Here is a 24,312-nt window from a genome sequence, read left to right as displayed (position 1 = left end):
CTTTCCCATGAAATATGCGTAACCGGTTACGCAAAATGAAAAAGCTTGTTATGATTCCGTTTCGAGGCGGCTGTTTTTGGATGTGAGGAAGTGTATATGGAGCAGTTTGGTGTACTGACATTGGGCAGTCGATTAAAGCGTTTAAGTGATTATCTATTTGCGCAAGTCCAAGAAATTTATGGGTATTGTGAGATCCCAATTTCATCGACCTATTTTCCAATATTGCGTTTGTTGCAAGTGGAAGGGGCCTTGTCTGTCACAGATATAGCAGATCGTCTTCATTTGAGTCACCCCGCGGTAAGTAAGCAGATCAGTAAAATGCTGGGGGAATCTTTATTGGAAAAAGTTCAGGATCCACATGATCAGCGTCGGGCCATGTTGACCTTGTCGCCAATTGGGAAGCAAGCAATGGAGAAGGTTGAGCCAATTTTATTAGAGATGCAGCAAGTATTAGAACGCATGCTGTCCTTTTCAAGCGATGATTTTATGACCGCTTTAGTAAATTTGGAGCAGCAAGTTTTAACGGACGGTGTGGCGAAAAAGGTATTGGATCGGTTGTCCGCTATCAAATTGGTGGAATTGCAATCTAAAACGCACCAGTTGGCTTTCTGTGATTTAAATATGCGTTGGCTTCAGCGCTATTTTCCAGAGCAAATCAATCAGCATGATCTTGCTTTATTGCAATCGCCTATGCAGTGGATGGCTGAACATAACGGACGAATATGGTTGGCTGTGTGTGATCGAGAGGGAGAAGAGTCTGTGTTAGGTTGTCTTGCTTTCAGGCCTCATTCAGACAATGTCGGTGAGATTTTAAAACTTGCTGTTGCTGATCATTGTCAGGGCATGGGGATTGCTCAGCGCTTGTTAAGTCATTGTCTGCAAACCGCTCATAAACAAGGCGTTAAGACCCTGTGTTTGGAAACGGCCAGTTGCTTATTAGCGGCCAAGTCTTTGTATGAAAAAAATGGTTTTGTGGTAAAGCCTGTTCCCTTTACCTCTTTATACGAAAGAGCGGATTTATATATGGAAAAAACATTGGGAGAAAACAGTTGAACACATTCGCATCCATCAAGACTGGTATTGTGGCGTCCATTCCTATGATCGTTGGCGGTATACCTTTTGGGATTTTATTTGGTTCCTTGGCGTCAAGTTATGGTTTAAGTCCTTGGTTTGCCATTGCCATGTCTGCCATTGTTTTTGCTGGCTCTGCTCAGTTTGTTGCATTAGGGTTAATTGCGCTTAATGCGCCGATATGGGTAATTGTGTCCACTACTTTTATTGTTAATCTGCGCCATCTTTTGTATGCCGCAGATATGGTCAAATACGTTAAACATCTGCCTTTCTCAACACGACTCATTATGGGCTTTGGGCTCATTGATGAAACTTATGCGGCTGTAAGGCCACTTTATACGGTAGGTACTTTAAATGATAAAACAGGACATAAGGCCTATCTCGGATCGTTTTTAGCGTTTTATATCATGTGGAATATCACTACGGTGCTGGGCATACTGTCTGGTGAATTGATTCCTGGTATGAGTGAGTGGGGCTTGGAGTTTGCAATGGTGGCAACCTTTATCGGGATTATTACACCTTACTTAAAAAATCAACCTTTTTGGCTGTGTCTTTTTAGTGCAGCGGTATCTTCTATTTTATTAGCGGATTTACCCAATAATTTAGGTCTATTGAGCTCAGCTGTCATAGGTGTGTTGGTTGGCTTTTTTGCCGAGCAGAAAAAGAAACGTCACGAGAGTGTGACTCAGTTTGAAGGAGTGGATTCATGAGCGTTTTGCAGTCTGTCATGATTATTTTGGGTATGTTCATTGTTACTTTTGGCGTTCGCTTCGTATTATTGGCGCGTGCACATAAGGTGACTATGCCGAGTTATGTCGAACAGGGCTTAAAATATGTGCCTGTGGCGGTGCTAACAGCCATTATCACTCCTATGGTATTAATGCCCAGTGGGGAAATGGAAGTGTCGCTTGACAACCCTTGGTTACTTGGGGCAATGGCGGCATTTTTAGTGGGCATTTTTCGACAGCAACAGTTGTTGACTATCGTTACTGGGGTTTTGGTGTTTTTTGTCGCTCGATATGCTTTGTGAACGCAGAAATCAGCATGACGTAAAAAGAAATTTGCTGAGCCATCTCCCATACAAACTTAAATACTATATACTTGCACGTTGAAAAATTTTTCTCAGTTAGACGAATATTTATCGGGACTTACATCAAACATGTCAGAAACGTCAAAACCAGGTAATTTTATTACCCAAATCATTGATAAAGATAATGAAACAGGCAAGCACGGCGGTAAAGTGCTGACTCGTTTTCCACCTGAACCAAATGGCTACCTTCACATAGGGCATGCCAAGTCCATTTGCTTGAATTTTGGTTTGGCCCAGCGTTACCAAGGTCAGTGTAACTTGCGTTTTGACGATACGAACCCTGAAAAGGAAAGTGTTGAATATATTGAGTCTATTAAACGTGATGTTGAATGGCTTGGTTACGAATGGCAGGGCGAGCCTAAATTTGCTTCTGATTATTTTGGTCAGCTTTATGACTTTGCTGTACAGCTAATCAAAGCAGGTAAGGCATATGTTTGTGAGTTAAATGCCGAACAAATGCGTGAGTATCGCGGTACGTTGAAAGAGCCAGGTAAAAACAGTCCATATCGTGACCGTTCTATTGAAGAGAATTTGGCGATTTTTGAAGACATGAAAAATGGCAAATATGCTGATGGAGCAGTGGTACTGCGCGCGAAGATTGATATGGCGAGCCCCAATATCAATTTACGTGACCCTATTATCTATCGTGTTCGCCATGTTCATCACCATCAAACCGGTGATCAATGGTGTGTTTATCCAATGTATGATTTCACTCATTGTTTGTCTGATGCGATTGAAGGCGTTACCCACTCTGTTTGTACTTTGGAGTTTCAGGATCACCGCCCACTGTATGATTGGGTATTGGAGGCACTGGGTACGGTCCATCCGCAGCAAATAGAATTTGCACGCTTGAATCTGAATTATACGGTGACCAGTAAGCGTAAGTTAAAACAGCTGGTGGATGAGCAGCATGTTTCAGGTTGGGATGATCCTCGTATGCCGACTATTTCGGGCTTACGTCGCCGTGGGTACACTTCCTTGTCTATCCGAAACTTCTGTGAACGAATTGGTGTGACCAAGTCGGACAGTGTGGTGGATGTTGGGATGTTGGAGCACGCGATTCGCGAAGATCTGGATGCAAATGCCAATCGAGCTATGGCCGTTCTAAATCCAATCAAGGTGGTATTAACTAATTACCCTGAAGACAAAGAAGAGATCTTCACGGTAAGCAATCACCCAAAAAATGAAGATGCCGGTCAGCGTCAAGTGCCATTCAGTCGTGAGCTGTACATTGATGCTGCTGACTTTGCTGAAGTGCCACCTCGTAAATGGAAACGCTTAACGTTGGAAGGCGCTGTTCGTCTTCGAGGTGGTTACGTGATTATTTGCGATGAAGCGATCAAAAATGAAGCAGGCGAGGTGGTTGAGCTACGTTGTCGTTATGATGAAAACACTCTCGGCGTGAATCCAGAAGGTTATAAGCCGAAAGGGGTGATTCATTGGGTAAGTGCGAAGCATGCTGTTGACGCCAGTGTGAACCTATACGATCGCTTATTTGATAACGAAGCACCAGATGCGAATTACGAAGATAAGATGTTCTTAGACTTTATTAACCCAGACTCTCTCACTGTATTAACGGGTGCGAAAGTTGAACCTTCTTTGTTAGAAGCAGAGAAAGGCCGAGGCTTCCAGTTTGAACGTGAAGGCTATTTCTGCCGTGATTTAAAAGAAGACGGTTTGGTATTCAATCGCACCGTGACCTTGCGTGATTCGTGGGCGAAAATTGAAGCAAAAGGAAAATAATGGCGATGTTGAAGATTTACAACACCCTAAGTGGGAAGAAAGAAATTTTCAAACCAATTGAAGAAGGCAAAGTGGGTATGTACGTGTGTGGTAACACGGTATATGACTTCTGCCATATTGGTCATGCTCGTGCCATGATTTCTTTTGACGTGATTTCACGTTTTATTCGTCATCTCGGTTACGAATTAAATTATGTCCGAAATATCACGGACGTAGATGACAAGATCATTAAGCGTGCAGAAGAAAACAATGAAAGTACGCAAGCTCTAACGGAGCGTATGATTGCCGCTCAGCGTGAAGATGAATTGCGTTTAGGTAATAAAATGCCTGATCGTGAGCCGAAAGCGACAGAGTTCATGCAAGAAATCATTGATATGGTGCAAACCCTGATTGATAAGGGGTTTGCATATCAAGGTTCGTCTGGTGATGTGTATTATCGCGCCACTGCCTTTAAAGAGTATGGCAAGCTTAACAATCGCAAGTTGGAAGACATGTTGGCTGGGGCTCGTATTGATGTAGAAACAGCAAAAGAGCATCCTGCGGATTTTGTTTTGTGGAAGCAGGCAAAAGGCGGTGAGGTGGCTTGGCCGTCTCCTTGGGGGTTAGGTCGTCCAGGTTGGCATATTGAGTGTTCGGCCATGTCAACGAACTGCTTAGGCAGTCATTTTGATATTCATGGAGGTGGTCCTGATCTTAAGTTTCCGCATCATGAAAACGAAATCGCGCAATCTGAAGCGGCGACGGGTAAAGAGTATGTGAACTATTGGATGCATTGTGGTGCTGTTCGCGTTAACAATGAAAAAATGTCTAAATCATTGGGCAATTTTTTCACGGTGCGTGATGTATTGGAAAAATACAATGCGGAAGTAATTCGCTACTTGATGGTGTCTAGTCAATATCGCAGTCCGATTGATTACTCAGATCAAAGCTTGAACGAGGCAAAAGTGGGCTTGGAGCGTTTGTATACGGCTTTACGTCAACAATCTGTTGCTAAGTCTTACCAAGCGACAGCGTATACACAACGTTTCGAAGAGGCCATGAGTGATGATTTCAATACGCCTGTTGCCGTGTCTGTATTGTTTGAGTTGGTCCGTGAGTTAAATAAAGCTAAAACAGATGCGCCAGCTAAAGCGGAAGCCTTGGCAGCGGAGCTGAAAGATTTGGCGGCGTTGTTGGGTCTTCTTAATCAAGAGCCAGAGTTCTTTTTGCAGAACAGTACCCTAAGCGATGGTTTAGATGAGAAAGCGATTCAGGTATTAATTGACGAGCGAACTCAAGCACGTAAGGATAAAAACTTTGCCCGCAGTGATGAAATTCGTGATGAGTTGGCGGCTCAAGGAATCGAGCTTTTAGACAGTCGCGAAGGCACTACCTGGACAAGAAACTGAATCATTGTCATTGATAGTGGGGAATTGAGAAAGGCGATGGATGCATCGCCTTTCTTGTTCTGATTGCAAGTAGCTTAATCTTTGACGACTTTTACCGCGAGCACATCACAAGGTGCGCCATGAAGGACACCATTTGCCGTAGAGCCAAGTAAAAGGGCTAAACCGTGACGGCAATGGCTGCCAACGACGATCAAGTCAACTTGCTTCTCTTCTGCGATGCGGTGAATTTCACTTTCGATGCCACCTTGAGTGATACAGCATTCATCAACGGGTACATCAATTTGATCTTCAAGGATAGCAATGCGCTCTTTTGCTGTGTCTTGAAGTTGTGCTTGGATGTCAGTGATATCAATAGGGACATCACCACCATAAGCGTAGTTGAGTGACTCAATAACATGCAGGACGGTTAACTTGGCGCCAGTTGCTTTGCATAAACCAACTGCTTTATTGGCCACCTTGATACTTTCATCCGTTAGATCAACAGCGAGTAGAATTCTGTTATACATCTAGAATACCTCCAGAGTTGGCTTGATATATTTATTGTAGTTTAAAATCAAAGAGACACTAATATGACTGCTCTTATTGTTATTTGTATTGTTCTATCTTTAATGGGATCTGCGTTGTGGATCATGCCACCCAAAAAAGAGCGTCAGCGTATGGCTCTGCGTATGCAGGCGCGACAGCTAAATCTCACTGTCCAGCTTACATCAATTGACCTTCCTGACAAGTGGGATAAGTCAATGATACGTAAAAAAGTGGTTAGTTATTCTTTATATCGTGCCAAGCCATTGGCCTCACTCAGTAAGCCTGTGTGGATTTTGCCTTATGAAGTGTGGAAATACGATTCAATTTCTGCCAGTTTTTGGGTTAGTCAGTCAATGACTTTAACTGAGCGTGATAAGGGTATTTTGTCAGAATTTGAGGGTCGAATAGAGGGCATTAAAATACACGCTGGCAGTATCGACTTTTTTTGGCAGGAGCAGGGAGATGAAGCCTGTGTCGAGGCGATTGCTGAGCTGTTGAAAAGCTTAAGCTCATGGCAGCCAGCATAAGCGAGTTGGGGGCTTTGTTGGTTATTAATGAGCTGCTTACTGTGCTATTTAGGTTTCAATGGTGCATCTGGAGACTCGACACTTTGCATCAGTTTGGCCAGTGCCTCTTCAGGGTTGTTGCTGTCTTTCATAGCTTCAATTTGTGGCGATAAAATTTCTTTCATGCGGTCTGTAACAAAGTTCTTTAAGGTGTTTTTTTCGGGTCTTTCAATGGCGTCAGACTTAAGGTGTGACAAAATTACACCGTAGAGGGTTTGCGCGACACGATTATCACCGCTATCAAAGTTTTTATTGGCTTGGACAATTTGACGATTAAGCTGAATCCACAAATTTAACCAGCGTAAATAGTCATAGCAGGCTTGATAGTGGGCATTACTAATGCGACCTTTACGACGTAAATAAAGTAACATTTTGGCTAATTTGGTCAGCCTTTCTTTATAATTGCTTTTTTCTTGAAAGCTGAACAATTCAGGTTCTGGGCTAAATTCAACCGGTTCTGTATTGCGGCCTTCTTCGGCGGTCGCGATGCGAATTTCAATTTTTTCTGGATCGTCAGAATATTGCAGAAGCTCTCGAAGTGTGTCTAGATAGAAGTCATATAGAACATCTGAGGCAATGGTGTCAGTGTTGATGTCCTTTAAACCACGGATATGTTGTTCTACTCGGTCGGCGCGATTAGACAGTTGAAGTTGCTTAACTCGACGTTCAGTGATTTCTTTTTCTTTTTGATGGGCGCGTGATCCAATGATGACTGATAACAGTACTATGATAATTAAAAACGCGATGGTTAAAATTTGCAGCGTAGCCATGATTGTCCTTTAGCAATGAATTCAGTATGTTAAATAAGAAATACCAAGTTCAGCAAGAATTATTATTGAAACAATACAGGGATCGCTTGTCATATAAAAGGTGTTTGCTTAATATCAGCGCCCCGAGAGATTAAACTTCGTGCAATTAGTATTTGCAGATCGACTTTATAAAAGGCTTACACAGTTCAATGGGAAAATCACTGGTAATCGTGGAATCGCCAGCCAAGGCGAAAACTATTAATAAATACTTAGGCAATGACTTTGTCGTTAAGTCGAGTGTTGGTCATATTCGCGACCTTCCGTCGGGTAAAACCGCGACTTCGACGCCTCAAGAGCGAGCTAAGCAAGCGGCTTTGACGCGCAAGATGAGTCCTGAAGAAAAGCTCGAGTATAAAAGCCGTAAGTCTCGTAAGCAGTTAATTGCGCGTATGGGGGTAGATCCTGAAAATAATTGGCATGCCAATTATGAGGTTCTGCCTGGTAAAGAGAAAGTCGTTGATGAACTTAAGCGATTAGCCAAAAATGCTGACACCATCTATCTCGCGACCGATTTGGATAGAGAAGGGGAAGCGATAGCGTGGCATTTGCGCGAAGCCATTGGTGGTGATGACAGCCGTTATAAGCGTGTGGTGTTTAACGAAATTACCAAGAAAGCCATTCAATCCGCTTTTGAAACGCCATCTGAACTGGATTTAAATCGTGTTAATGCTCAACAGGCGCGTCGTTTTCTTGATCGCGTAGTGGGCTTCATGGTATCGCCTTTGTTGTGGGCGAAAGTAGCGCGAGGTTTGTCTGCTGGGCGAGTTCAATCGGTAGCAGTGCGTTTGATTGTTGAGCGTGAAAAAGAGATTCGTGCGTTTGTTCCCGAAGAGTTTTGGGAGTTGGACGCGATGTTGTCAACTTCTAGTGACATCATTAAATTTGAGGCGGCAAAATATCAGGGTAAAGAATACCGACCAGTTAACCAGCAGCAGTCGGATGAATATGTGGCTCGCTTACAGGTGGCTAAATACCTTGTTCAAAGTCGTGAAGATAAACCGACTAAGAGCAAGCCTTCTGCGCCTTTTATTACCTCAACGTTGCAACAGGCAGCCAGTACGCGTTTAGGTTATGGTGTTAAGAAGACCATGATGTTGGCTCAGCGTTTGTACGAAGCGGGTTACATCACCTATATGCGTACCGACTCGACAAACCTGAGTGCGGAAGCGGTAGAGTCATTGCGTCAATACATTCTAAGTTCATTTGGTGAGGCCTATTTACCAGCCGACCCCATTCGCTATTCCAGCAAAGAAGGTGCGCAAGAGGCCCACGAAGCCATTCGACCTTCTGATGTGAATGTCCGCGTGGATGATTTGCTAGGCATGGAAAAAGATGCGCATCGTCTTTATGACTTGATTCGCAGTCAGTTTATGGCCTGTCAAATGACGCCAGCTGAGTACACATCTACGACCATTACGGTGGCCGCTGATGAGTATGAGTTCAAAGCCAAAGGTCGTATCTTACGCTTTGATGGTTACACCAGAGCCATGCAAACCGTTGTCAAGAAAGGGGAAGATAACATCTTGCCTGATGTCGCTCAGGGTGAATTTTTAGAGCTTAAAGAGCTATTGCCTGAACAGCATTTTACTAAGCCTGTGGCTCGATTCAGTGAAGCCAGTTTAGTAAAAGAGTTGGAAAAGCGTGGCATTGGTCGTCCCTCTACTTACGCGTCGATTATTTCCACCATTCAAGACCGTGGTTATGTTCGAGTTGAAAATCGCCGTTTTTATGCAGAAAAAATGGGTGATATTGTGACTGACCGTTTGGTTGGTAGCTTTTCATCTTTGATGGACTTTAGTTTTACCGCACAAATGGAAGAGCGATTGGATGAGATTGCTGAAGGCGATAAAGATTGGATTCAGACTTTGAATGCTTTCTATCTTGATTTCAGTAATGTGCTGGCAAAAGCGGAGTCACCGGATGACGGTATGATGCCAAATGAACCGACACCGACCGATGTTGAATGCCCAACCTGTGGCCGACCGATGCAGATTCGTACGGCCAGTACAGGGGTGTTCATGTCTTGCTCTGGCTATGCTTTGCCGCCAAAAGAACGCTGTAAGGCTACTATTAACCTTATTCGTGGTGATGAAGCGGTTGCTGTCGACGACGAAGAAGGTGAGTCTAAGGCGCTGATTAATAAGCATCGTTGTAAGATTTGTGGTTCAGCCATGGACAGTTACTTGATGGATGAGCACCGCAAATTACATGTATGTGGCAATAATCCTTCTTGCCCTGGCTATGAAGTTGAGGCAGGGAGTTTCAAGATCAAAGGTTATGATGGACCTGTTATCGAATGTGATAAATGTTCATCTGAGATGCAACTTAAAACAGGACGATTTGGTAAGTATTTCGGCTGTACTAATGAAGAGTGTAAGAACACTCGTAAGCTGCTGAAAAGTGGTGAGGTGGCACCGCCGAAAATGGACCCAGTGCCAATGCCTGATTTAGCCTGCCAAAAAGTGGAAGATCATTATGTACTGCGAGATGGTGCGACCGGCTTGTTCTTGGCGGCCAGTCAATTCCCTCGTAAGCGAGAAACCCGTGCACCTTATGTAAAAGAGTTGTTGCCTTACATGGATCAAATTGATCCTAAGTATCATTTTTTTGCGGATGCACCCGTTGCGGACTCTGAAGGGCGTCCTACCTTGATTCGTTATAGTCGTAAAACGAAAGAGCAATACATTATGACGGAGAACGAAGGGAAGCCAACGGGTTGGAAAGCGTTTTACGATGGCGGTAAATGGGTCATCGAAGAAGGTAAAAAGAAAAAATGATCAGCGTCAGTTACGCCAGCGCAACCAATCAAAGGCTTGATGCCGCTAAGCGCTTGCTGGCTCTTGCTCAATCTAGCGAAGAGACTTGGTTGGTTAGCGGCTTTGAAGGTTCGGCTTTGTTTCAGTTGCGAAGCGCCTTCAATGGTTTGTTGCAAGAAGTAGCGCAATCCTATGCTTTGTCTGATTGTTTGGATGTGGTTGCCTTGGCAAATGAGGCAGAAGCCAAACAATCTATTGTCCCTGTGCTGTCAGAGCTTAAGGATTTAATGGCTCAGCCTAAGTCTTGGTGTTGCCAGCTTTTGAGTGCTTATCAGCAACAGCTAGAGTGTCATTTGGTTCAATCATCCTTTGACCGAGCGGATCTTATCGGTTCTGGTGGGGATGATGGGGCTTCAATGCAGTTGTATTTGACCAAGCTAACTGACTTGGTGTTACGTTTTAGAGAAGAGTCATCTGAGTATTAATATGAAAGAGTCATACCTTGAAATTGTTGAGCTGGAAAACGGCGATATTGTATTGCGCCCAGCCAATGACAGTGGCGAGGAAGCAGAGCCGTTGGCGACCCTGAAAATATCGGACACAACACGTTCCTATCTACAGGATCGTTACTTTGAATTGGCAAAATGCATGTTCCATGCAGGCATTGATTTTGTGTATTCGGATGAGTCTATGGCTGATGAAGGGTTGGATTACATGGACGATGATTTTCGTCCAAAAATTCTTCATTAAAGAATTTTAAAAAGTTAAAAAAAGGTGGCTTAGGCCACCTTTTTTTGGATTTGTATTGTTTACAGACCTTGTCGGATGACGCCAACAGACAAACCTTCGATAGCAAACTCTTCGCTTTCAAGGTCGACCACAATGTCTTGATAGTCTTCATTTTCAGGGATTAGGCGAACAATGCGGCCTTTTTGCTCGAAGCGTTTAACAGTGACTTCGTCACCAATACGTGCAACGACAATTTGCCCATTGCGAACCGTATTGGTTTTATGAACGGCAAGTAGATCGCCTTCCATAATGCCAATGTTTTTCATGCTGGTGCCTGAGACTGACAGGAAATAGTCTGCTTTTGGTGAGAACATATTGCCAGGTACGCTGACGTGAGTGTCTATGTTCTCTTGGGCTAATATAGGGTATCCTGCGGCCACTTTACCAATAACAGGCAAACCTAAATCGTCTTCTGGAGCATTATTTTCGGAAGACTCAACCAAGCGGATGCCGCGAGAGGCGCCAGAAAGCATTTCAATCGCACCTTTTTTACACAGGGCTTTTAAGTGCTCTTCTGCTGCATTTGGAGATTTAAAGCCAAGGCGTTTCGCAATTTCCGCGCGAGTAGGTGGGAATCCGGTTTCACTAATAAACTCGCGAATGGTATCGAGTACATCAGATTGTCTTTTAGTTAATTTAATCATGGCACTATCTGGTTGTTTATACAGTAACTGTTATTATATACAGCATTCTTAACGATTCTCAATAAAATAAATGCTTTCAGACGAATTAAAAAATAAAATCCAATCAGCCTATCGCGATATGTTGGATGCTAAATCCCATAAGCCAAGAGTTGGTCAACGCCAAATGATAGGCGCGATTGCTCGTACTTTGGGGAATATTAAACAAGGCTCCGAGGGGGAACGGCTCGAGGAAAAACATGTGGCGGTCATCGAAGCGGGGACGGGGACAGGTAAAACCTTGTCCTATTGTCTTGCTGTTATTCCTATTGCTAAGGCAAGAGGGCTAAAACTTGTTATCTCGACGGCAACCGTGGCGTTGCAAGAGCAAATTCTCCATAAAGACTTGCCTGATATCTTGTCTAATACCGAGGTTAATTTTAAATATACCTTAGCCAAAGGTCGTGGTCGCTATCTCTGTCTTAATAATCTGGAAGCCTTTCTAGGTACGGAAGAGCAGGCCATGGACGATATGTTTGCTGGCCTGTTCGAACAACATTTGCAATCCGATGATGTGAATACTGTGCTATATCAGGAAATGGATGAAGCACTGAGTAAAGGAAAATGGGACGGCGATAAAGATAATTGGGAAGGCATTGTTCGAGAGCAAGATTGGCGTCGTTTAACCACTGACCATCAACAATGTACAAACCGTAACTGTGCCAATTATTCGGCGTGTCCATTTTTCAAGGCCCGTTCTGAGATAGAGGTGGCAGATGTCATTGTTGCGAACCATGACCTTGTGCTGGCAGATTTATCTCTAGGTGGCGGCGCTATCCTGACTGCCCCAAAAGAAACCATTTATGTGTTTGATGAAGGTCATCATCTGCCAGATAAAGCGATTGGGCACTTTCGTCATGAGGTCCGCTTGCAGCAAAGCATTAGCTGGCTTCGACAGTTGGAAAAGAATTTGGTGAATTTGAAACAGGAACTGACCGATGAAGTGAGTTTGACGGGACAGTTGCTGATCAAAATACCGCAACAAATCCAGACCATTGTGAATTTCATACAATATGCTCAGCAAGGTTTATCGCCCTATATTAATGGCTTGGGTTTAGATCAGGACAATAATCAACATCGTTTTGAATTTGGTGTTGTGCCGGATGAGTTAAAGCAGTTGGCGTACAGTTTGTCGACCAGTTATCAAAAATTATTTAACAGTATTGAAAGTATTCAGGATGAATGCAAAAAGGCCAAGCAAAATGAGGGTATGGGTGTCACACCTGAAATGGCTGAAACTTGGCAGCCCATTTTGGGCGCAATATTAGGGCGTATCGAACAAAGTGTTGGTCTGTGGCAGTTGTATTCCACAACGGATGATCAGCAATATCCCCCCAATGCCCGTTGGCTGATTTTATCTGGTCAAGGTATGGAGCAAGATATTGAGCTGGGGGCTTCACCTATTCTAGCGGCCAATACTTTACGTCAGCAATTATGGGATAAGTGTTTTGGTGCAGTGGTGACCTCTGCAACACTGACTGCGTTAAATCAATTTCATCGTTTTAATATGCGCTCGGGTGTGCCGAGAGAGAGTGAATATTTGCGTGTATTAAGTCCTTTTGATTTTCAGAATAACGGTGTGTTGGTGATTCCTGATATGAAGTCTGAGCCAAATCAAGTTGAGCTTCATACAGCTGAAATTGTTGATTATTTAAATAAAAAAGTGGATCAAGATAAAGCCAGTTTGGTGTTGTTTTCATCTCGTCGTCAAATGGAAGAGGTGGCGCAATCTTTACAGGAGTCCTTGAAAGACATTTTGCTTATACAGGGCGAACAATCAAAACGCATTATCTTGGAATCTCATAAAACTCGAATTGATGAGGGTAAAGGTAGCTTGTTGTTTGGCTTGGCCAGTTTTGCTGAAGGGGTGGATTTGCCTGGTGATTATCTAACCTCGGTGTTTATAGCCAAAATCCCGTTTGCTGTGCCTGATGACCCAGTGGATGCGACTTTAGCGGAATGGATTCAAAAGCGAGGTGGTAATCCCTTTATGGAAATAACCATTCCAGATGCTTCTTTGCGTTTGGTGCAAGCTACGGGGCGTTTACTGAGAAGTGAAAAAGACTCTGGAACCATTCATATATTGGATAAACGTCTTAAAACGAAGCGTTATGGAAACCAATTGGTGCAAAGTTTACCACCTTATCGATTAGGTTAGTGGTAAAAAATAGCCTCATATTATCTCTTCAAATTTGAGTCTGTTTTAAAGGAAAAGATGATAAAGCTGGATCAATTAGGTACACTCCATGCTCAGATAATTAACCTCTAACCGAAGAAGTGTATAGATTCCGATATGGAAAACCAAAATCAAGACGTAGCACCAGAAAGTAACCCGAAACCAAAACGAACTCGTCGTCAGAATAAACGACCTAGAAAAGCCCAAGGGAAGACGAGTGAGGTAAAAATGGATGAAGAGACATTCAGTGAAGGTGTTTGGTCTATTGATGATTTTCAGGTGCCAGAAGTGGAAGGCAAACTGCGCTTTCATGATCTGAATTTGCCGGATCGAGTGTTAAAATCTATTGCTGAAATGGGATTTGAATACTGCAGTGAGATACAGGCAGAAACCTTGCCAACCACATTGCAAGGTTATGACATCATAGGTCAGGCTCAAACGGGTACAGGCAAAACGGCGGCTTTTTTGATTGCCATGATCACAGATTTTCTTGATTACCCACTGGAAGAAGAGCGAGCGAACAACCTTGCTCGAGGTTTGATTATTGCGCCAACCCGTGAATTGGCATTACAGATAGCAGATGAAGCGGTAAAACTCACCGCTAACTGTCATTTGAATGTTGTGGCGTTGGTTGGTGGGTTAAGCTATGAAAAGCAGAAGCAGGCTTTGCAAACTGAAAATGTGGACATTCTTGTTGCTACGCCAGGTCGATTGTTGGATTTTGCACGCAGTCGTAAAGTCTTACTAAACAAAGTAGAGTGTTTGGTTTTGGATGAAGCTGACCGTATGTTGTCTATGGGCTTTATTCCAGATGTGAAGAGCATCATTCGTATGACACCGCACAAAGAAACACGTCAAACCATGCTATTCAGTGCCACCTTCCCGAAAGACATTCAAGCTCTGGCTAAGCAGTGGACGTATTTTCCGAAAGAAGTGTCCGTTGTGCCAAAAGAAGCAACTAACCAAAACATTGAGCAAGTGATTTATACCGTTGAAGCCGATCAGAAATGGCCTGTGTTAAAACAGTTGATCGAAGAAAATGGCAGTCAACGAACCATTATTTTTGCCAACCGTCGTGATGAAACTCGTGATCTGTATGAACGTTTGAAAATGGAAAAAATCAATTGCGCTATTTTGTCAGGCGAAGTCGCGCAAGACAAGCGAGTAAAAACCCTGAAAAATTTCAAGGAAGGCAGCATCCAAGTGTTGGTAGCGACGGATGTTGCAGGTCGTGGTATTCACGTTGATAATGTTGAATTAGTGGTGAACTACGCTTTGCCTGAAGACCCTGAAGATTATGTACACCGTATTGGTCGTACTGGTCGAGGTGGTGAAAGCGGCAAATCGGTTAGTTTTGCCAGTGAAGACGATGCGTTTATGATTCCTGAAATTGAAAAAACGGTAGGGGAAAGCATTCGTTGTGAGTACATGGTAGACATGTCTAAATAAGTAACGCTAACGAGTAGGCTAGGATGAACTTAGAACATCATTATGCAACTCTGGGTGACGCTTTTTACACGCATGTGGCGATTCAGCCACTTCATGAGCAGCGTTTGGTTGAATTTAACCAAGCGCTCGCCGCTTCTTTATCCATTGATATTAAATCTCCTCACACTAAAGCTTTACTGATGGGCGAAGATCCTTTGCCACAAAGTTTAAGTATGGTTTACGCAGGTCATCAATTTGGTGGTTTTTCGCCTCAGCTTGGTGATGGGCGGGGGGTGTTGCTGGGTGAAGTTCGTGGTCAGGATGGTCTTTTATACGATTTACATATGAAAGGGGCAGGGCCGACACCTTATTCTCGACGAGGGGATGGTCGTGCGGTATTAAGATCCTGTATTCGTGAATATTTGGCCAGTGAAGCCATGTCGGCGTTGTCTATTCCAAGTTCTAGAGCGTTGGCGCTATTCGATAGTCGAGAAGCGGTTTACAGAGAAAGACCTGAGCCTGGTGCTATGCTGTTGCGAACAGCAAATGGGCACATTCGTTTCGGTCATTTTGAGTATTTCTTTTATCAAGGTAAACAGGCTGAATTAGACCAGCTGATTGAGCATTGTTTGGCGTATTACTACCCTGAGTGTCGTCAAGCAGAGCAGCCTATCGTCGCAATGTTGTTGGCGGTGGTAAAGCGAACGGCGCAGATGATTGCTAAGTGGCAAGCCGTCGGCTTTCAGCATGGTGTTATGAATACGGATAACTTCTCCATTACCGGTGAAACCATAGATTATGGTCCATATGGCTTTATGGAAGATTATGACGACTCATGGGTGTGTAATCATTCGGACCACGAAGGGCGTTATGCCTTCTCACGTCAGCCGGGTGTCGGATTGTGGAATTTAAATTGTTTGATGCGTTGCTTTTCGAAGCATTTAGAGCGAGATCAATTAGTATCGATTTTACAAACCTATGAAGCCGAGCTACAGCAACATTATGACGACTTGATGCTGGCGAAAATGGGACTGGAAAAAAACACAGATCTTCATGATTTGTTGCCTTCAATGTTTCAGTTATTGGCTAAAGAAAAAATGGATTACAGTGTGTTCTTCCGATTGTTGGCACAGTTAGAAGAGGCTGAATTTGATCTGTTGTTGGATGAAGTCGTGGATCGTCAGGCTTTATCAGCATGGTTGCAGCGATATCAGGCCGCTCGACAATCGAATGCACTATCTTGGGCTGACATGTCAGAGAGAATGCTGGGTGTAAATCCCAAATTTGTACTGCGAAATTACTTGGCGCACAGCGCCATTCAAGCGGCTGAGCAGGGGGATTATTTGCCCTTCAGGCGTTTGTTAAATGTTTTAAATTCTCCATTCGAAGAACATCCGGAGTCTGATGAGCTTGCTCAGAGGTCGCCGGAGTGGGGGAAATCCTTAGAAGTCAGTTGTTCATCCTAATGTTAAGATGACAAGAAAGGAACCGATCATGATTAAGCATTCAGTATGTGTTTTAGGTGGCGGAAGTTTTGGTACCGCATTAGCCAATATTATGGCAACGAATGGTCACCAAGTCAGTCAGTGGATGCGTAACGAGCAGCAAGTAGAAGAAATTAATTTAACTGGGCTGAACAGTCGCTATCTTCCTAATGCTCCTTTGCATCGAGAGCTGTTGGCTACCAGTAATTTGGAGCAAGCGATACGTGACAGTGATACCGTATTTGTGTCCATTCCTTCTAAATCTTTTGAGCAAGTGGTTGAGCGTATAGAGCCTCTGCTGACAGCAGATAAGATCCTGATTAGCACGACTAAGGGATTCAACCCGAATCGCTTTGAATTGATGAGCGATGTGCTGAAGCGAAATGCTGTAACGCAAAAAATTGGGGTGTTAAGTGGCCCTAATTTAGCCAAAGAGATTGCGGCTGGTCAGATTACAGGGTCGGTTATTGCCAGTTCTGATGACTTAGTTCGTCATCGAGTGATAGAGTTACTTAAATCGCCAACCTTTCGTGTATATGAAAATGCTGACAGCAAGGGTGTGGAATTAGCCGGTGCATTAAAAAACATTTATGCGATTGTTTGTGGTTTGGCAAAAGCGCTTAAAGTGGGCGAAAATACCATGTCGATGATCATGACGCGTAGTTTGGCTGAAATGAGTCGCTTCGCTGTGCACTTCGGTGCCAATCCGATGACTTTTTTAGGTCTAGCTGGCATGGGCGATTTGATCGCGACTTGTACCTCTCCATTAAGTCGTAACTATCGAGTTGGTTTTGCGATTGGGTCTGGCCAAAACTTAGAAGAAGCGATTGGCTCGATTGGCGAAGTGGCAGAAGGGGTTAATACACTGAAAATGGTGGTAGAAGAAGCTCATAAACATGGTCTTTATATGCCGCTTGCAGAAGGTTTGTTTAAATTGATTTTTGACGGTGCTACTTTGGACTCTCTTATCGGTTCTATGATGACAGGTGAGCAGAAGTGGGATGTTGAATTTGCGACGAATGAGGAGAATAAACATGTCTAAACCAGGTTATGCTAAACAAGACTTTTGGTTTCGTTTGATCTTTATGGTGTTTTATTGGTTTGTTCTAAACTTGGCGCTAACGGTATTTGGCATCTTAGTGGTGTTGGTCAGCTTGGTAAAGTTAGGTTCAAAGCATGAGCCTGTTACTTTGGCTTATTGGTTAACAAATGCCTCAGCCTTTATCGGTCAAATATTTGCTTATTTGTCTTATGCGGATGAGGAAAAGCCGTTTCCTTTTCAGCCTTGGCCGCCAGTAAACTCTGATGATGAAGCCTAAGCGCCTTTATGTTTTGCGTCATGGTAACGCTGCGCCTTATTGTCGTGGTGGAGATGAGTTAAGGGAGTTAACCGATCTTGGGGTAGCAGAGGTAAAATCTGCGGCGCAAGCTTTCATAGCAAAATCTGAGGTGTTTGATCGCGTGTTTGTTAGTCCGTATGTTCGGGCTCAACAGACGGCGAAAACTTTTTTGGCTCAGTTAGATGTAAGCGTGTCTTTTGATACGGCGTCGAAGATAACGCCATCCGGCCATCCGGCTGATGTGGTGGACTGGTTGCAGCAGCAGGATAGCGAGTCTATTTTGTTGGTGACACATCAGCCCTTTGCGCAACAGCTTGTGGAATATTTAAGTGATGAGCCATTACCGCTTCAATTTGCTATGACAACGGCCACCATGGCGGCTTTAGAAGGGGATTTTTTAGCACCAGCGTGCTGTCAATTTCGTTGGTATACTTCCCCTAGGTAATGATAATAACGCTCATAGATTGGTAGTACGTATTATGGGGCATGACATCGTATATAAGCTGGCGCATACCGAGCTAGCAGCCATCCAATGGCTATCTAAAGATACTTCTGACATTAAAATTTTATCCCTCCATGGCTGGTTAGATAACGCCGCCAGCTTTAGTCAACTTGCTCCTTATTTGTCTGATTATTCTCATACCGCATTAGATTTGGCGGGGCACGGATTATCGAATCATCGTTCGGTGGGTAGCTTTTATCATTTATGGGATTATGTTCTGGATGTGGTGTCGGTATTAAATCAATCTAAACAAAGTGTGTGGTTGATAGGACACAGCATGGGTGGCGCTGTTGCTATGTTGGTGGCCGCAATCGCTCCGGATAAAGTTCGCGGTTTGATTGTCTTGGATAATGTTGGGCCAATGAGTGGGACGGCTTCTGAGCGAGTCGGTCATTTGCAGCGAGCTGTAAATAAAATGGCCAAACTAAAGCAAGGTAGAGAAACGGGCTATCCATCAGAAGAGGCGATGGTGCTGGCGAGAATGGAAGGGTTTACTAAACTTTCTAAATCCGCTTCGCAAAGTTTGGTGGATCGAGGGGCTAGATTGGCGGCATCACAACGCTGGGTTTGGCGTCATGATATAAAACTGACGTTTCCGTCACCGTTTCGTATGGATGAAGCCGGTGTTGAAGCGTTTATTCAAGAAATTAAGTGCCCAACCTTGGTCTTGTTGGCAAAAGACGGCATATATCAAAGCCATCCAGAAGCGGTCGATCAGCGTATAAAACAGTTTCCTTGGGTGAAAATGAAGTGGCTTGATGGGAATCATCATTTCCATTTGGAGCCTGAAAGTAGTTTTGAGGTGGCCGCTGAAATTAAGCAATTTATTGATCAAAATTAATTTGCCACAGGCTAGCTTGTGTAAGGGTAAAAAAATTATGGTGAAGCTCAGTCTTTTTGCATTGTTAGGTCTTTCATGGGCGAGCTTTACGTTTGCTGATTCATTGGGGATAGAGAGTTACCGAGATGCGCAGTTGGTCAAAAGCCGTTCCGAGCAGGCAGTGTCGGTTGAAGTGCCATTAGCAAAAATTCAACGATCGGGGCGTGGTTGGGAGCCTGAGAAGGTTGAGCGTTTAACTGGAAACCTTGTGACTTCCTTGTATAAAATTGATCGTAACGCGCTTTTAACCGATGTTTATCAACACTATTACGCTGAATTAACGAAAAATAATCATCAGGTCTTGTTTGAATGTCAGAGTCGTAGTTGTGGTAGCAGTAATGCTTGGGCAAATAACTTTTTTGACGATTACTTGTTATATGGCTCAGATCAAAGTCAGTCTTTATTGGTGGTGAAAACGGCCAGCGGTTTATATCAAATATTGTATGTAAACCGTCGTGGTGCGGGTGATGTCATGGTGCGTTTAGATCAAGTGGCTATGCCTAACGAAGATATGGCGGTTGCTAATGTCATGGCGCAACATGATATAAAAGACATACCACGTATCCGTCGTTTTTTAACTGACTTGCCTGCTGGGCAATCAGTCATTGGTTTTGTCACCAGTCAGCAACAAGATAGAGAGTCCGCGGTGAATGTTGGAGATCGTTATATTGAAGATTTGATTTCTGGACTGGGAGTGCGTTTGGCGGAAAAAGTGCGTTTTATTAATGTAGCCGATATGGGGCGAGTGTCTCTTGGTGTGGATCGAGTGAGTTTTGTGGTGGCTAGGCCATAGTTTTAGGAAGTAACATGGAAAAAGTTGAAAGGAAAAAAACGGTTTCTTTGGTTTTGGGAAGTGGCGCGGCGCGTGGTCATGCACATATTGGCGTGATACAGGCAATTGAAGAACAAGGTTACGATATTGTTAGTATTTCAGGTTGTTCCATTGGGGCTATTGTCGGTGGCGCCTATGCCGCGGGATGCTTTGATGAATATAAAGAATGGGCATTGTCTTTAGATAAAGTGAGCGTGCTCAGACTTCTGGATATGTCCATTTTCAATGGCGGCTATATTAAGGGTGATAAATTTTTTGAGAGGATTGAAGAAATTATTGGTACTCCCTCAATAGAGGAATTACCAATAGATTACACCGCGGTTGCGGTTGATCTGCTGTACCAAAAGGAATTTTGGTTTCAGCGTGGTGATTTAATCAGTGCAATGCGTGCATCATCTGCCATTCCGTCTATTGTGTCTCCTGTTTCGATTAATGGTCGTAAGTATGTCGATGGTGGTGTATTGAATCCACTGCCAATTATTCCGTCTGTGCCGGTTGGAGCTGATTATATTATTGCTGTGGATTTAAATGGGCCTGCTGATAATCTTGCTCGTATGGCAGAAAAAGAGGAAGAAGCTGAAGGTGATGGTCCTGCTTGGTGGAGCAGTGCAAAAAGCTTATTTTCTAAGCACAAGCAAGACGAAGTGGAGGCAAATTATGACGCTGAAAGCTGGGGGCGATTGCAAACCATTAACATGATGTTTGAAACCATGCAGGAGTCGCTAACGCAATACAAACTGGCAGGTTATCCACCAGATTTGTTGATATCCATACCGAAAGACATTTCAGGCTTCTATGAATTTTGGCGAGCTGAAGAGTTAGTTGAATTTGGTTATGAGGTTGCTCGTAAGGCGATCACCGATCTCGAGTCTAATCAATCGGTTTATCACTCATTTCCAAAGGGTTAATGCCCTGGTTTCTAAGTAATCGACACAACTCAATCAATGGTAGGCCGATCAATGAATTTGGGTCATTGCCTGCCATTTTCTCAAACAGGGTGACCCCTAACCCTTCACACTTGAAACTGCCTGCACAATCAAGTGGTTGTTCAATCTCAATATAGTGCTTTATTTCCGTATCACTTAAGGTGCGAAAATGCACATCATACTGACTCAAGCTGTATTCATAATTGTTGGTGATGCTGTTGTAAACACATAGCCCAGTTAAAAAGCTGACTTTACGTCCACTGAATTCTTTAAGTTGTTGAATGGCTCTGTGGCTGGTATGTGGTTTGCCAAGAATGGCATCGTCTAAAACAGCGACTTGATCTGATGCAATGATGATATAGCAAACGTCATTTTTTGATGTCTTTTGTTGTGTTAGTTGTTTGGCAACGGCTTTGGCTTTTTCGATACTGAGTCGTGCTACTAGCTGTTGCGGTGTTTCTGCTGGGTGAACTTGTTCGTCTATGTTTGGTGATAGGCATTCAAATGTGAGCTGTAAGCGTTCTAGTAACGCCTTTCGATATGGAGAGGACGAGCCTAGAATGATGGTTTTTTGCATGTTAATTTAACCAGATTGTAGTGGAGTGAATGAATTTTACTTTTTTTTGCCTATCTGTTTCAAAATAAAGTGAAAAAAAGCGTTTAAAGCGTACTTAGACTTTGACAATGGCGCCCCTTGGCAATATCATTTGCCGCCATGTTAAATGACACATTACCTAAATATTTTGACCCTCGTAAATATGCTAACAATGAGTTGGCATTTGAAGGGAACATGCCCCTTAATCAATTTAAGGAGTTGTGTGCTATTTTAGCCTCTGATGAGGGTAATGCATTTATACATTTAGACTTTAGAGTTGATGAGGATAGGCGATATATTGCTACCGGATCATTAACTGCAAATGTACAGGTTGTTTGTCAGCGTTGTATGGGTGCGGTTGATCATGATTTGGAGGTTGATCTTGCATTGGGGTTCGTCTATGACGAAGACCATGCGAAAAATCTACCAGCGAATTACGATCCTGTTGTCATGACCGATGGTGAAGTAATTCTGGCAGACATGGTTGAGCAAGAAATTATACTCGCTTTACCTATAGTCGCTTATCACGACGAAAGTGGTTGCAACCCAACAACTCAAAAGTATGCATCGTCTACCGATGACGCAGCGGATGACGAAAAACCGAATCCATTTAGTATATTGGCCCAATTAAAGGCTAAGTAAAGTTAGGAGCTCCAAAAATGGCAGTACAAAAAAGTAAAGTAACTCGTTCACGTCGCGGCCAGCGTCGTTCACACGATGCTTTGACTAGCGCAACACTATCTGTAGAAAAGACAACTGGTGAACTTCACCGCCGTCACCACATTTCTGCAGACGGCTTTTACCGTGGCCGTCAAGTTATCGCCCCTAAAGGTGAGTAACTAAGATACCCATGATCAGGGTAGCTTTAGACGCTATGGGCGGGGACTTAGGTCCCCGCATTGCTTTTGAGGGTGCGGTCTCGATATTGGCTCAATATCCGGGTGTCGTCATCACTCTTTACTACACTCCAGTTGATGGGCTTGATCTGCCTGCACATCATGATCGCTTAACATTGATCGCTTGCCGCGATGTAATTAAAGCGGATGAAGACATTGTTTTATCCTTATTTCGTCGACACGACACTTCTCTCTATCAATCCATTAACGCTTTGTCATCGGGCGCAGCTGATGTTGTCGTAACGCTGGGGAATACAGGTGTCATGGTGGCTTTGGCGAGGCATTTATTGGGTGTTATTCGTCCTAAATTGTATCCGGCCTTGATTCGTGAATTGTATTCAAACCCGCTTAGATGTTTGGTGGACTTGGGTGCCAATGTGCATTGTCCTGCGTCTATGTTGGTTGGTTTTGCTGAGCTAGGGGCGGCGTACGTCGAAGCGTTAAGTGATGAGATTCCCAACGTAGGCTTGCTCAACGTTGGTGTAGAGAGTTCAAAGGGCAGTGTGGTAATAAAAGAGGCGGATGGCCTTTTAATTGATAAGAGTTGGCCTAATTATTTAGGGTATGCTGAAGGTACAGATTTATTTGAAGGTGAAAAAAATGTCATTGTTTGTGATGGTATGGTGGGCAATGCTGTCCTAAAAGCTTCGGAAGGTCTGTTGTCTTTTTTAATGAATAAATTTGGTGATTCAAAACAAGTAGTGCCTGTTTTTGAGACTTTTTACCAAACTGAACGTCGCCATGGTGCTTGTTTAGTGGGTGTGCGTGGCAATTTGGTAAAAGGTCATGGTCGCTCTGATCTGCCTGCTATGATTGGGGCGATTGAATATGGAATGGATATTGCGCGGGCTAATTTAAGTAAAGCCATTGAGTCGCGACTTAGTAAAGAGGAGATGTGATGAGCACAACAACTGCGTTTGTTTTTCCTGGGCAAGGTTCTCAACAATTGGGGATGTTGGCTGATTTAGCTGAAAAACACGACATTATTCAGCAAACTTTTGCTGAAGCGTCTGAAGTACTTGGTTATGATTTGTGGGATCTTGTGCAGAATGATGCCGAGAAACTCAGTCAAACCGATAAAACTCAGCCAGCGCTTCTTACGGCAAGTGTTGCTTTGTGGCGTTTATGGGAACAGCAGGGTGGTGAAAAGCCTGCTTATGTCGCAGGTCATAGCTTAGGCGAATATTCTGCTTTAGTGTGTTCTGGTGTGATGGCTTTTGCTGACGCTGTGGCGCTGGTTAAGTTGCGTGGTGAATATATGCAGCAGGCTGTGCCTGCTGGTGAAGGTGCAATGGCGGCGATCATTGGTCTAGATGATGCTAAAGTCGTCGCAGCCTGTGAAGCGGAAGACGGAATTGTTAGTGCCGTAAACTTCAACTCCCCTGGTCAAGTCGTTATTGCAGGTCATGTTGCAGCCGTTGAAGCGGCAATGGAAAACGCAAAAGAGGCCGGAGCTAAACGTGCTTTGCCTTTACCTGTTAGTGTACCATCGCACTGTGAATTAATGATTCCAGCTGGTGAAAAACTGGCGGTTAAGTTAAATTCGATTGAATTCAAAGAGCCGACCTGTACTTTGGTGCAAAATGTGACTGGTCAGGCCGTTTCCGATCCACAGGTTATCAAAGCCAACTTGGTGGCACAGCTGAGTGAACCAGTGTTGTGGACACAGTCTGTGTTATTGCTGTCTGAGCTGGGTGTGACCACAACGATTGAGTGTGGTCCTGGCAAGGTGTTGAGTGGATTGAACAAACGAATTGTCAAAGGACTAGCTGCGTCTTCTATTGGAGATTTGGCTGGCTTTGAGTCAACATTGGCTGGATAAATATTCAGTTTAAT

The 24,312-nt window shown here is 43.8% G+C and carries 26 protein-coding genes; 22 read left to right on the top strand and 4 right to left on the bottom strand.

Annotated elements, in window-relative coordinates; genetic code table 11:
• Positions 1 to 96: 96 nt before the first annotated feature.
• The 5 genes from ACHUFM_RS02900 (at position 97) to cysS (ending at position 5,292) form a co-directional block, all read left to right on the top strand.
• Complete coding sequence (locus ACHUFM_RS02900; RefSeq protein WP_394179384.1) at positions 97 to 1,053, top strand: bifunctional helix-turn-helix transcriptional regulator/GNAT family N-acetyltransferase; 957 nt, start codon at positions 97 to 99, stop codon at positions 1,051 to 1,053.
• The gene (locus ACHUFM_RS02895) at positions 1,050 to 1,781 is read left to right on the top strand and encodes an AzlC family ABC transporter permease (RefSeq protein WP_394179383.1); all 732 of its coding nucleotides are present in this window, start codon (positions 1,050 to 1,052) and stop codon (positions 1,779 to 1,781) included. The genes ACHUFM_RS02900 and ACHUFM_RS02895 overlap by 4 nt, the downstream gene beginning before the upstream one ends.
• Positions 1,778 to 2,101 (top strand): AzlD domain-containing protein, encoded by a 324-nt coding sequence (locus tag ACHUFM_RS02890; protein ID WP_394179381.1) that lies wholly within the window; start codon positions 1,778 to 1,780, stop codon positions 2,099 to 2,101. The genes ACHUFM_RS02895 and ACHUFM_RS02890 overlap by 4 nt, the downstream gene beginning before the upstream one ends.
• Positions 2,102 to 2,230: 129 nt before the next feature.
• Entirely contained in the window at positions 2,231 to 3,904 is a 1,674-nt protein-coding gene (locus tag ACHUFM_RS02885) for a glutamine--tRNA ligase/YqeY domain fusion protein (protein WP_394179379.1), read from the top strand.
• 5 nt (positions 3,905 to 3,909) lie between these two features.
• Positions 3,910 to 5,292, top strand: a complete 1,383-nt coding sequence (gene cysS / locus ACHUFM_RS02880; RefSeq protein ID WP_394179775.1) for a cysteine--tRNA ligase — start codon at positions 3,910 to 3,912, stop codon at positions 5,290 to 5,292.
• A 74-nt stretch (positions 5,293 to 5,366) separates the two neighbouring features.
• On the opposite strand, the gene ACHUFM_RS02875 is transcribed toward cysS, so the two are convergent.
• A complete protein-coding gene (locus tag ACHUFM_RS02875) occupies positions 5,367 to 5,798 on the bottom strand; it encodes a universal stress protein (protein ID WP_063334285.1) in 432 nt (143 codons plus the stop codon).
• A 63-nt stretch (positions 5,799 to 5,861) separates the two neighbouring features.
• Between ACHUFM_RS02875 and ACHUFM_RS02870 the strand changes: the two genes are divergently transcribed.
• Positions 5,862 to 6,344, top strand: coding sequence for a hypothetical protein (locus ACHUFM_RS02870; RefSeq protein ID WP_394179377.1), 483 nt, complete (start codon positions 5,862 to 5,864; stop codon positions 6,342 to 6,344).
• Positions 6,345 to 6,388: 44 nt separating this feature from the next.
• On the opposite strand, the gene ACHUFM_RS02865 is transcribed toward ACHUFM_RS02870, so the two are convergent.
• Positions 6,389 to 7,153: a DNA topoisomerase I gene (locus ACHUFM_RS02865; protein WP_394179375.1), complete on the bottom strand. Its 765-nt coding sequence runs from the start codon at positions 7,151 to 7,153 to the stop codon at positions 6,389 to 6,391.
• Positions 7,154 to 7,341: 188 nt separating this feature from the next.
• Between ACHUFM_RS02865 and topA the strand changes: the two genes are divergently transcribed.
• The 3 genes from topA to ACHUFM_RS02850 are packed head-to-tail and all read left to right on the top strand — an operon-like array spanning position 7,342 to position 10,698.
• The gene (gene topA, locus ACHUFM_RS02860; RefSeq protein WP_394179373.1) at positions 7,342 to 9,969 is read left to right on the top strand and encodes a type I DNA topoisomerase; all 2,628 of its coding nucleotides are present in this window, start codon (positions 7,342 to 7,344) and stop codon (positions 9,967 to 9,969) included.
• The gene (locus ACHUFM_RS02855) at positions 9,966 to 10,433 is read left to right on the top strand and encodes a DUF6586 family protein (protein WP_394179371.1); all 468 of its coding nucleotides are present in this window, start codon (positions 9,966 to 9,968) and stop codon (positions 10,431 to 10,433) included. Before topA ends, ACHUFM_RS02855 begins: the two co-directional genes overlap by 4 nt.
• Position 10,434: 1 nt before the next feature.
• Positions 10,435 to 10,698, top strand: coding sequence for a hypothetical protein (locus ACHUFM_RS02850; RefSeq protein WP_394179369.1), 264 nt, complete (start codon positions 10,435 to 10,437; stop codon positions 10,696 to 10,698).
• A 59-nt stretch (positions 10,699 to 10,757) separates the two neighbouring features.
• Here ACHUFM_RS02850 and lexA read toward each other — a convergent pair whose 3' ends face one another.
• Complete coding sequence (gene lexA, locus ACHUFM_RS02845) at positions 10,758 to 11,381, bottom strand: transcriptional repressor LexA (protein WP_394179367.1); 624 nt, start codon at positions 11,379 to 11,381, stop codon at positions 10,758 to 10,760.
• Positions 11,382 to 11,451: 70 nt separating this feature from the next.
• Between lexA and dinG the strand changes: the two genes are divergently transcribed.
• The 9 genes from dinG (at position 11,452) to ACHUFM_RS02800 (ending at position 20,967) form a co-directional block, all read left to right on the top strand.
• Positions 11,452 to 13,575, top strand: a complete 2,124-nt coding sequence (gene dinG / locus ACHUFM_RS02840; RefSeq protein WP_394179365.1) for an ATP-dependent DNA helicase DinG — start codon at positions 11,452 to 11,454, stop codon at positions 13,573 to 13,575.
• 135 nt (positions 13,576 to 13,710) lie between these two features.
• On the top strand, positions 13,711 to 15,042 hold the full coding sequence (locus ACHUFM_RS02835; protein ID WP_394179363.1) for a DEAD/DEAH box helicase: 1,332 nt from the start codon (positions 13,711 to 13,713) through the stop codon (positions 15,040 to 15,042).
• 23 nt (positions 15,043 to 15,065) lie between these two features.
• A complete protein-coding gene (locus ACHUFM_RS02830; protein WP_394179361.1) occupies positions 15,066 to 16,487 on the top strand; it encodes a protein adenylyltransferase SelO in 1,422 nt (473 codons plus the stop codon).
• A gap of 28 nt (positions 16,488 to 16,515) precedes the next feature.
• Positions 16,516 to 17,547 (top strand): NAD(P)H-dependent glycerol-3-phosphate dehydrogenase, encoded by a 1,032-nt coding sequence (locus ACHUFM_RS02825; protein ID WP_394179359.1) that lies wholly within the window; start codon positions 16,516 to 16,518, stop codon positions 17,545 to 17,547.
• Complete coding sequence (locus ACHUFM_RS02820) at positions 17,540 to 17,824, top strand: DUF4389 domain-containing protein (protein ID WP_394179357.1); 285 nt, start codon at positions 17,540 to 17,542, stop codon at positions 17,822 to 17,824. The genes ACHUFM_RS02825 and ACHUFM_RS02820 overlap by 8 nt, the downstream gene beginning before the upstream one ends.
• Positions 17,811 to 18,290: a phosphohistidine phosphatase SixA gene (gene sixA / locus ACHUFM_RS02815; RefSeq protein ID WP_394179355.1), complete on the top strand. Its 480-nt coding sequence runs from the start codon at positions 17,811 to 17,813 to the stop codon at positions 18,288 to 18,290. Before ACHUFM_RS02820 ends, sixA begins: the two co-directional genes overlap by 14 nt.
• 34 nt (positions 18,291 to 18,324) lie before the next feature.
• Positions 18,325 to 19,188, top strand: a complete 864-nt coding sequence (locus tag ACHUFM_RS02810; protein ID WP_394179353.1) for an alpha/beta fold hydrolase — start codon at positions 18,325 to 18,327, stop codon at positions 19,186 to 19,188.
• 37 nt (positions 19,189 to 19,225) lie between these two features.
• Positions 19,226 to 20,020 carry a DUF4892 domain-containing protein gene (locus ACHUFM_RS02805; protein ID WP_394179351.1) on the top strand — a complete coding sequence of 265 codons (795 nt, stop codon included), beginning with the start codon at positions 19,226 to 19,228 and terminating at the stop codon, positions 20,018 to 20,020.
• A gap of 14 nt (positions 20,021 to 20,034) precedes the next feature.
• Positions 20,035 to 20,967, top strand: a complete 933-nt coding sequence (locus tag ACHUFM_RS02800) for a patatin-like phospholipase family protein (protein WP_394179349.1) — start codon at positions 20,035 to 20,037, stop codon at positions 20,965 to 20,967.
• On the opposite strand, the gene ACHUFM_RS02795 is transcribed toward ACHUFM_RS02800, so the two are convergent.
• Positions 20,930 to 21,562 (bottom strand): Maf family protein, encoded by a 633-nt coding sequence (locus ACHUFM_RS02795; RefSeq protein ID WP_394179347.1) that lies wholly within the window; start codon positions 21,560 to 21,562, stop codon positions 20,930 to 20,932. The genes ACHUFM_RS02800 and ACHUFM_RS02795 overlap by 38 nt on opposite strands.
• A gap of 117 nt (positions 21,563 to 21,679) precedes the next feature.
• On the opposite strand from ACHUFM_RS02795, the gene ACHUFM_RS02790 reads away from it, so the two are divergent.
• The 4 genes from ACHUFM_RS02790 to fabD are packed head-to-tail and all read left to right on the top strand — an operon-like array spanning position 21,680 to position 24,298.
• Entirely contained in the window at positions 21,680 to 22,222 is a 543-nt protein-coding gene (locus ACHUFM_RS02790) for a YceD family protein (RefSeq protein ID WP_394179345.1), read from the top strand.
• A gap of 17 nt (positions 22,223 to 22,239) precedes the next feature.
• Positions 22,240 to 22,419 carry a 50S ribosomal protein L32 gene (gene rpmF, locus ACHUFM_RS02785; protein WP_013796371.1) on the top strand — a complete coding sequence of 60 codons (180 nt, stop codon included), beginning with the start codon at positions 22,240 to 22,242 and terminating at the stop codon, positions 22,417 to 22,419.
• An 11-nt stretch (positions 22,420 to 22,430) separates the two neighbouring features.
• Positions 22,431 to 23,375, top strand: a complete 945-nt coding sequence (locus tag ACHUFM_RS02780; RefSeq protein ID WP_394179342.1) for a fatty acid synthesis protein — start codon at positions 22,431 to 22,433, stop codon at positions 23,373 to 23,375.
• On the top strand, positions 23,375 to 24,298 hold the full coding sequence (gene fabD / locus ACHUFM_RS02775) for an ACP S-malonyltransferase (protein ID WP_394179340.1): 924 nt from the start codon (positions 23,375 to 23,377) through the stop codon (positions 24,296 to 24,298). Before ACHUFM_RS02780 ends, fabD begins: the two co-directional genes overlap by 1 nt.
• Positions 24,299 to 24,312: the final 14 nt, after the last annotated feature.

Source organism: Marinomonas posidonica, assembly GCF_043643765.1.
Classification (GTDB): Bacteria; Pseudomonadota; Gammaproteobacteria; order Pseudomonadales; family Marinomonadaceae; genus Marinomonas; species Marinomonas posidonica_A.
The sequence above is the reverse complement of the archived record's forward strand: the minus strand, read 5'-3'. Positions and strand labels throughout refer to the sequence as shown.

What these genes read in the sequence shown, in the direction of transcription:
- ACHUFM_RS02900 (WP_394179384.1), top strand. Translation starts at nt 97, where the DNA reads ATGGAGCAGTTTGGTGTACTGACATTGGGCAGTCGATTAAAGCGTTTA.
- ACHUFM_RS02890 (WP_394179381.1), top strand. Translation starts at nt 1,778, where the DNA reads ATGAGCGTTTTGCAGTCTGTCATGATTATTTTGGGTATGTTCATTGTT.
- ACHUFM_RS02885 (WP_394179379.1), top strand. Translation starts at nt 2,231, where the DNA reads ATGTCAGAAACGTCAAAACCAGGTAATTTTATTACCCAAATCATTGAT.
- cysS (WP_394179775.1), top strand. Translation starts at nt 3,910, where the DNA reads ATGTTGAAGATTTACAACACCCTAAGTGGGAAGAAAGAAATTTTCAAA.
- ACHUFM_RS02875 (WP_063334285.1), bottom strand. Translation starts at nt 5,798, where the DNA reads ATGTATAACAGAATTCTACTCGCTGTTGATCTAACGGATGAAAGTATC.
- ACHUFM_RS02870 (WP_394179377.1), top strand. Translation starts at nt 5,862, where the DNA reads ATGACTGCTCTTATTGTTATTTGTATTGTTCTATCTTTAATGGGATCT.
- ACHUFM_RS02865 (WP_394179375.1), bottom strand. Translation starts at nt 7,153, where the DNA reads ATGGCTACGCTGCAAATTTTAACCATCGCGTTTTTAATTATCATAGTA.
- topA (WP_394179373.1), top strand. Translation starts at nt 7,342, where the DNA reads ATGGGAAAATCACTGGTAATCGTGGAATCGCCAGCCAAGGCGAAAACT.
- ACHUFM_RS02855 (WP_394179371.1), top strand. Translation starts at nt 9,966, where the DNA reads ATGATCAGCGTCAGTTACGCCAGCGCAACCAATCAAAGGCTTGATGCC.
- ACHUFM_RS02850 (WP_394179369.1), top strand. Translation starts at nt 10,435, where the DNA reads ATGAAAGAGTCATACCTTGAAATTGTTGAGCTGGAAAACGGCGATATT.
- lexA (WP_394179367.1), bottom strand. Translation starts at nt 11,381, where the DNA reads ATGATTAAATTAACTAAAAGACAATCTGATGTACTCGATACCATTCGC.
- dinG (WP_394179365.1), top strand. Translation starts at nt 11,452, where the DNA reads ATGCTTTCAGACGAATTAAAAAATAAAATCCAATCAGCCTATCGCGAT.
- ACHUFM_RS02835 (WP_394179363.1), top strand. Translation starts at nt 13,711, where the DNA reads ATGGAAAACCAAAATCAAGACGTAGCACCAGAAAGTAACCCGAAACCA.
- ACHUFM_RS02830 (WP_394179361.1), top strand. Translation starts at nt 15,066, where the DNA reads ATGAACTTAGAACATCATTATGCAACTCTGGGTGACGCTTTTTACACG.
- ACHUFM_RS02825 (WP_394179359.1), top strand. Translation starts at nt 16,516, where the DNA reads ATGATTAAGCATTCAGTATGTGTTTTAGGTGGCGGAAGTTTTGGTACC.
- ACHUFM_RS02820 (WP_394179357.1), top strand. Translation starts at nt 17,540, where the DNA reads ATGTCTAAACCAGGTTATGCTAAACAAGACTTTTGGTTTCGTTTGATC.
- sixA (WP_394179355.1), top strand. Translation starts at nt 17,811, where the DNA reads ATGATGAAGCCTAAGCGCCTTTATGTTTTGCGTCATGGTAACGCTGCG.
- ACHUFM_RS02810 (WP_394179353.1), top strand. Translation starts at nt 18,325, where the DNA reads ATGGGGCATGACATCGTATATAAGCTGGCGCATACCGAGCTAGCAGCC.
- ACHUFM_RS02805 (WP_394179351.1), top strand. Translation starts at nt 19,226, where the DNA reads ATGGTGAAGCTCAGTCTTTTTGCATTGTTAGGTCTTTCATGGGCGAGC.
- ACHUFM_RS02800 (WP_394179349.1), top strand. Translation starts at nt 20,035, where the DNA reads ATGGAAAAAGTTGAAAGGAAAAAAACGGTTTCTTTGGTTTTGGGAAGT.
- ACHUFM_RS02795 (WP_394179347.1), bottom strand. Translation starts at nt 21,562, where the DNA reads ATGCAAAAAACCATCATTCTAGGCTCGTCCTCTCCATATCGAAAGGCG.
- rpmF (WP_013796371.1), top strand. Translation starts at nt 22,240, where the DNA reads ATGGCAGTACAAAAAAGTAAAGTAACTCGTTCACGTCGCGGCCAGCGT.
- ACHUFM_RS02780 (WP_394179342.1), top strand. Translation starts at nt 22,431, where the DNA reads ATGATCAGGGTAGCTTTAGACGCTATGGGCGGGGACTTAGGTCCCCGC.
- fabD (WP_394179340.1), top strand. Translation starts at nt 23,375, where the DNA reads ATGAGCACAACAACTGCGTTTGTTTTTCCTGGGCAAGGTTCTCAACAA.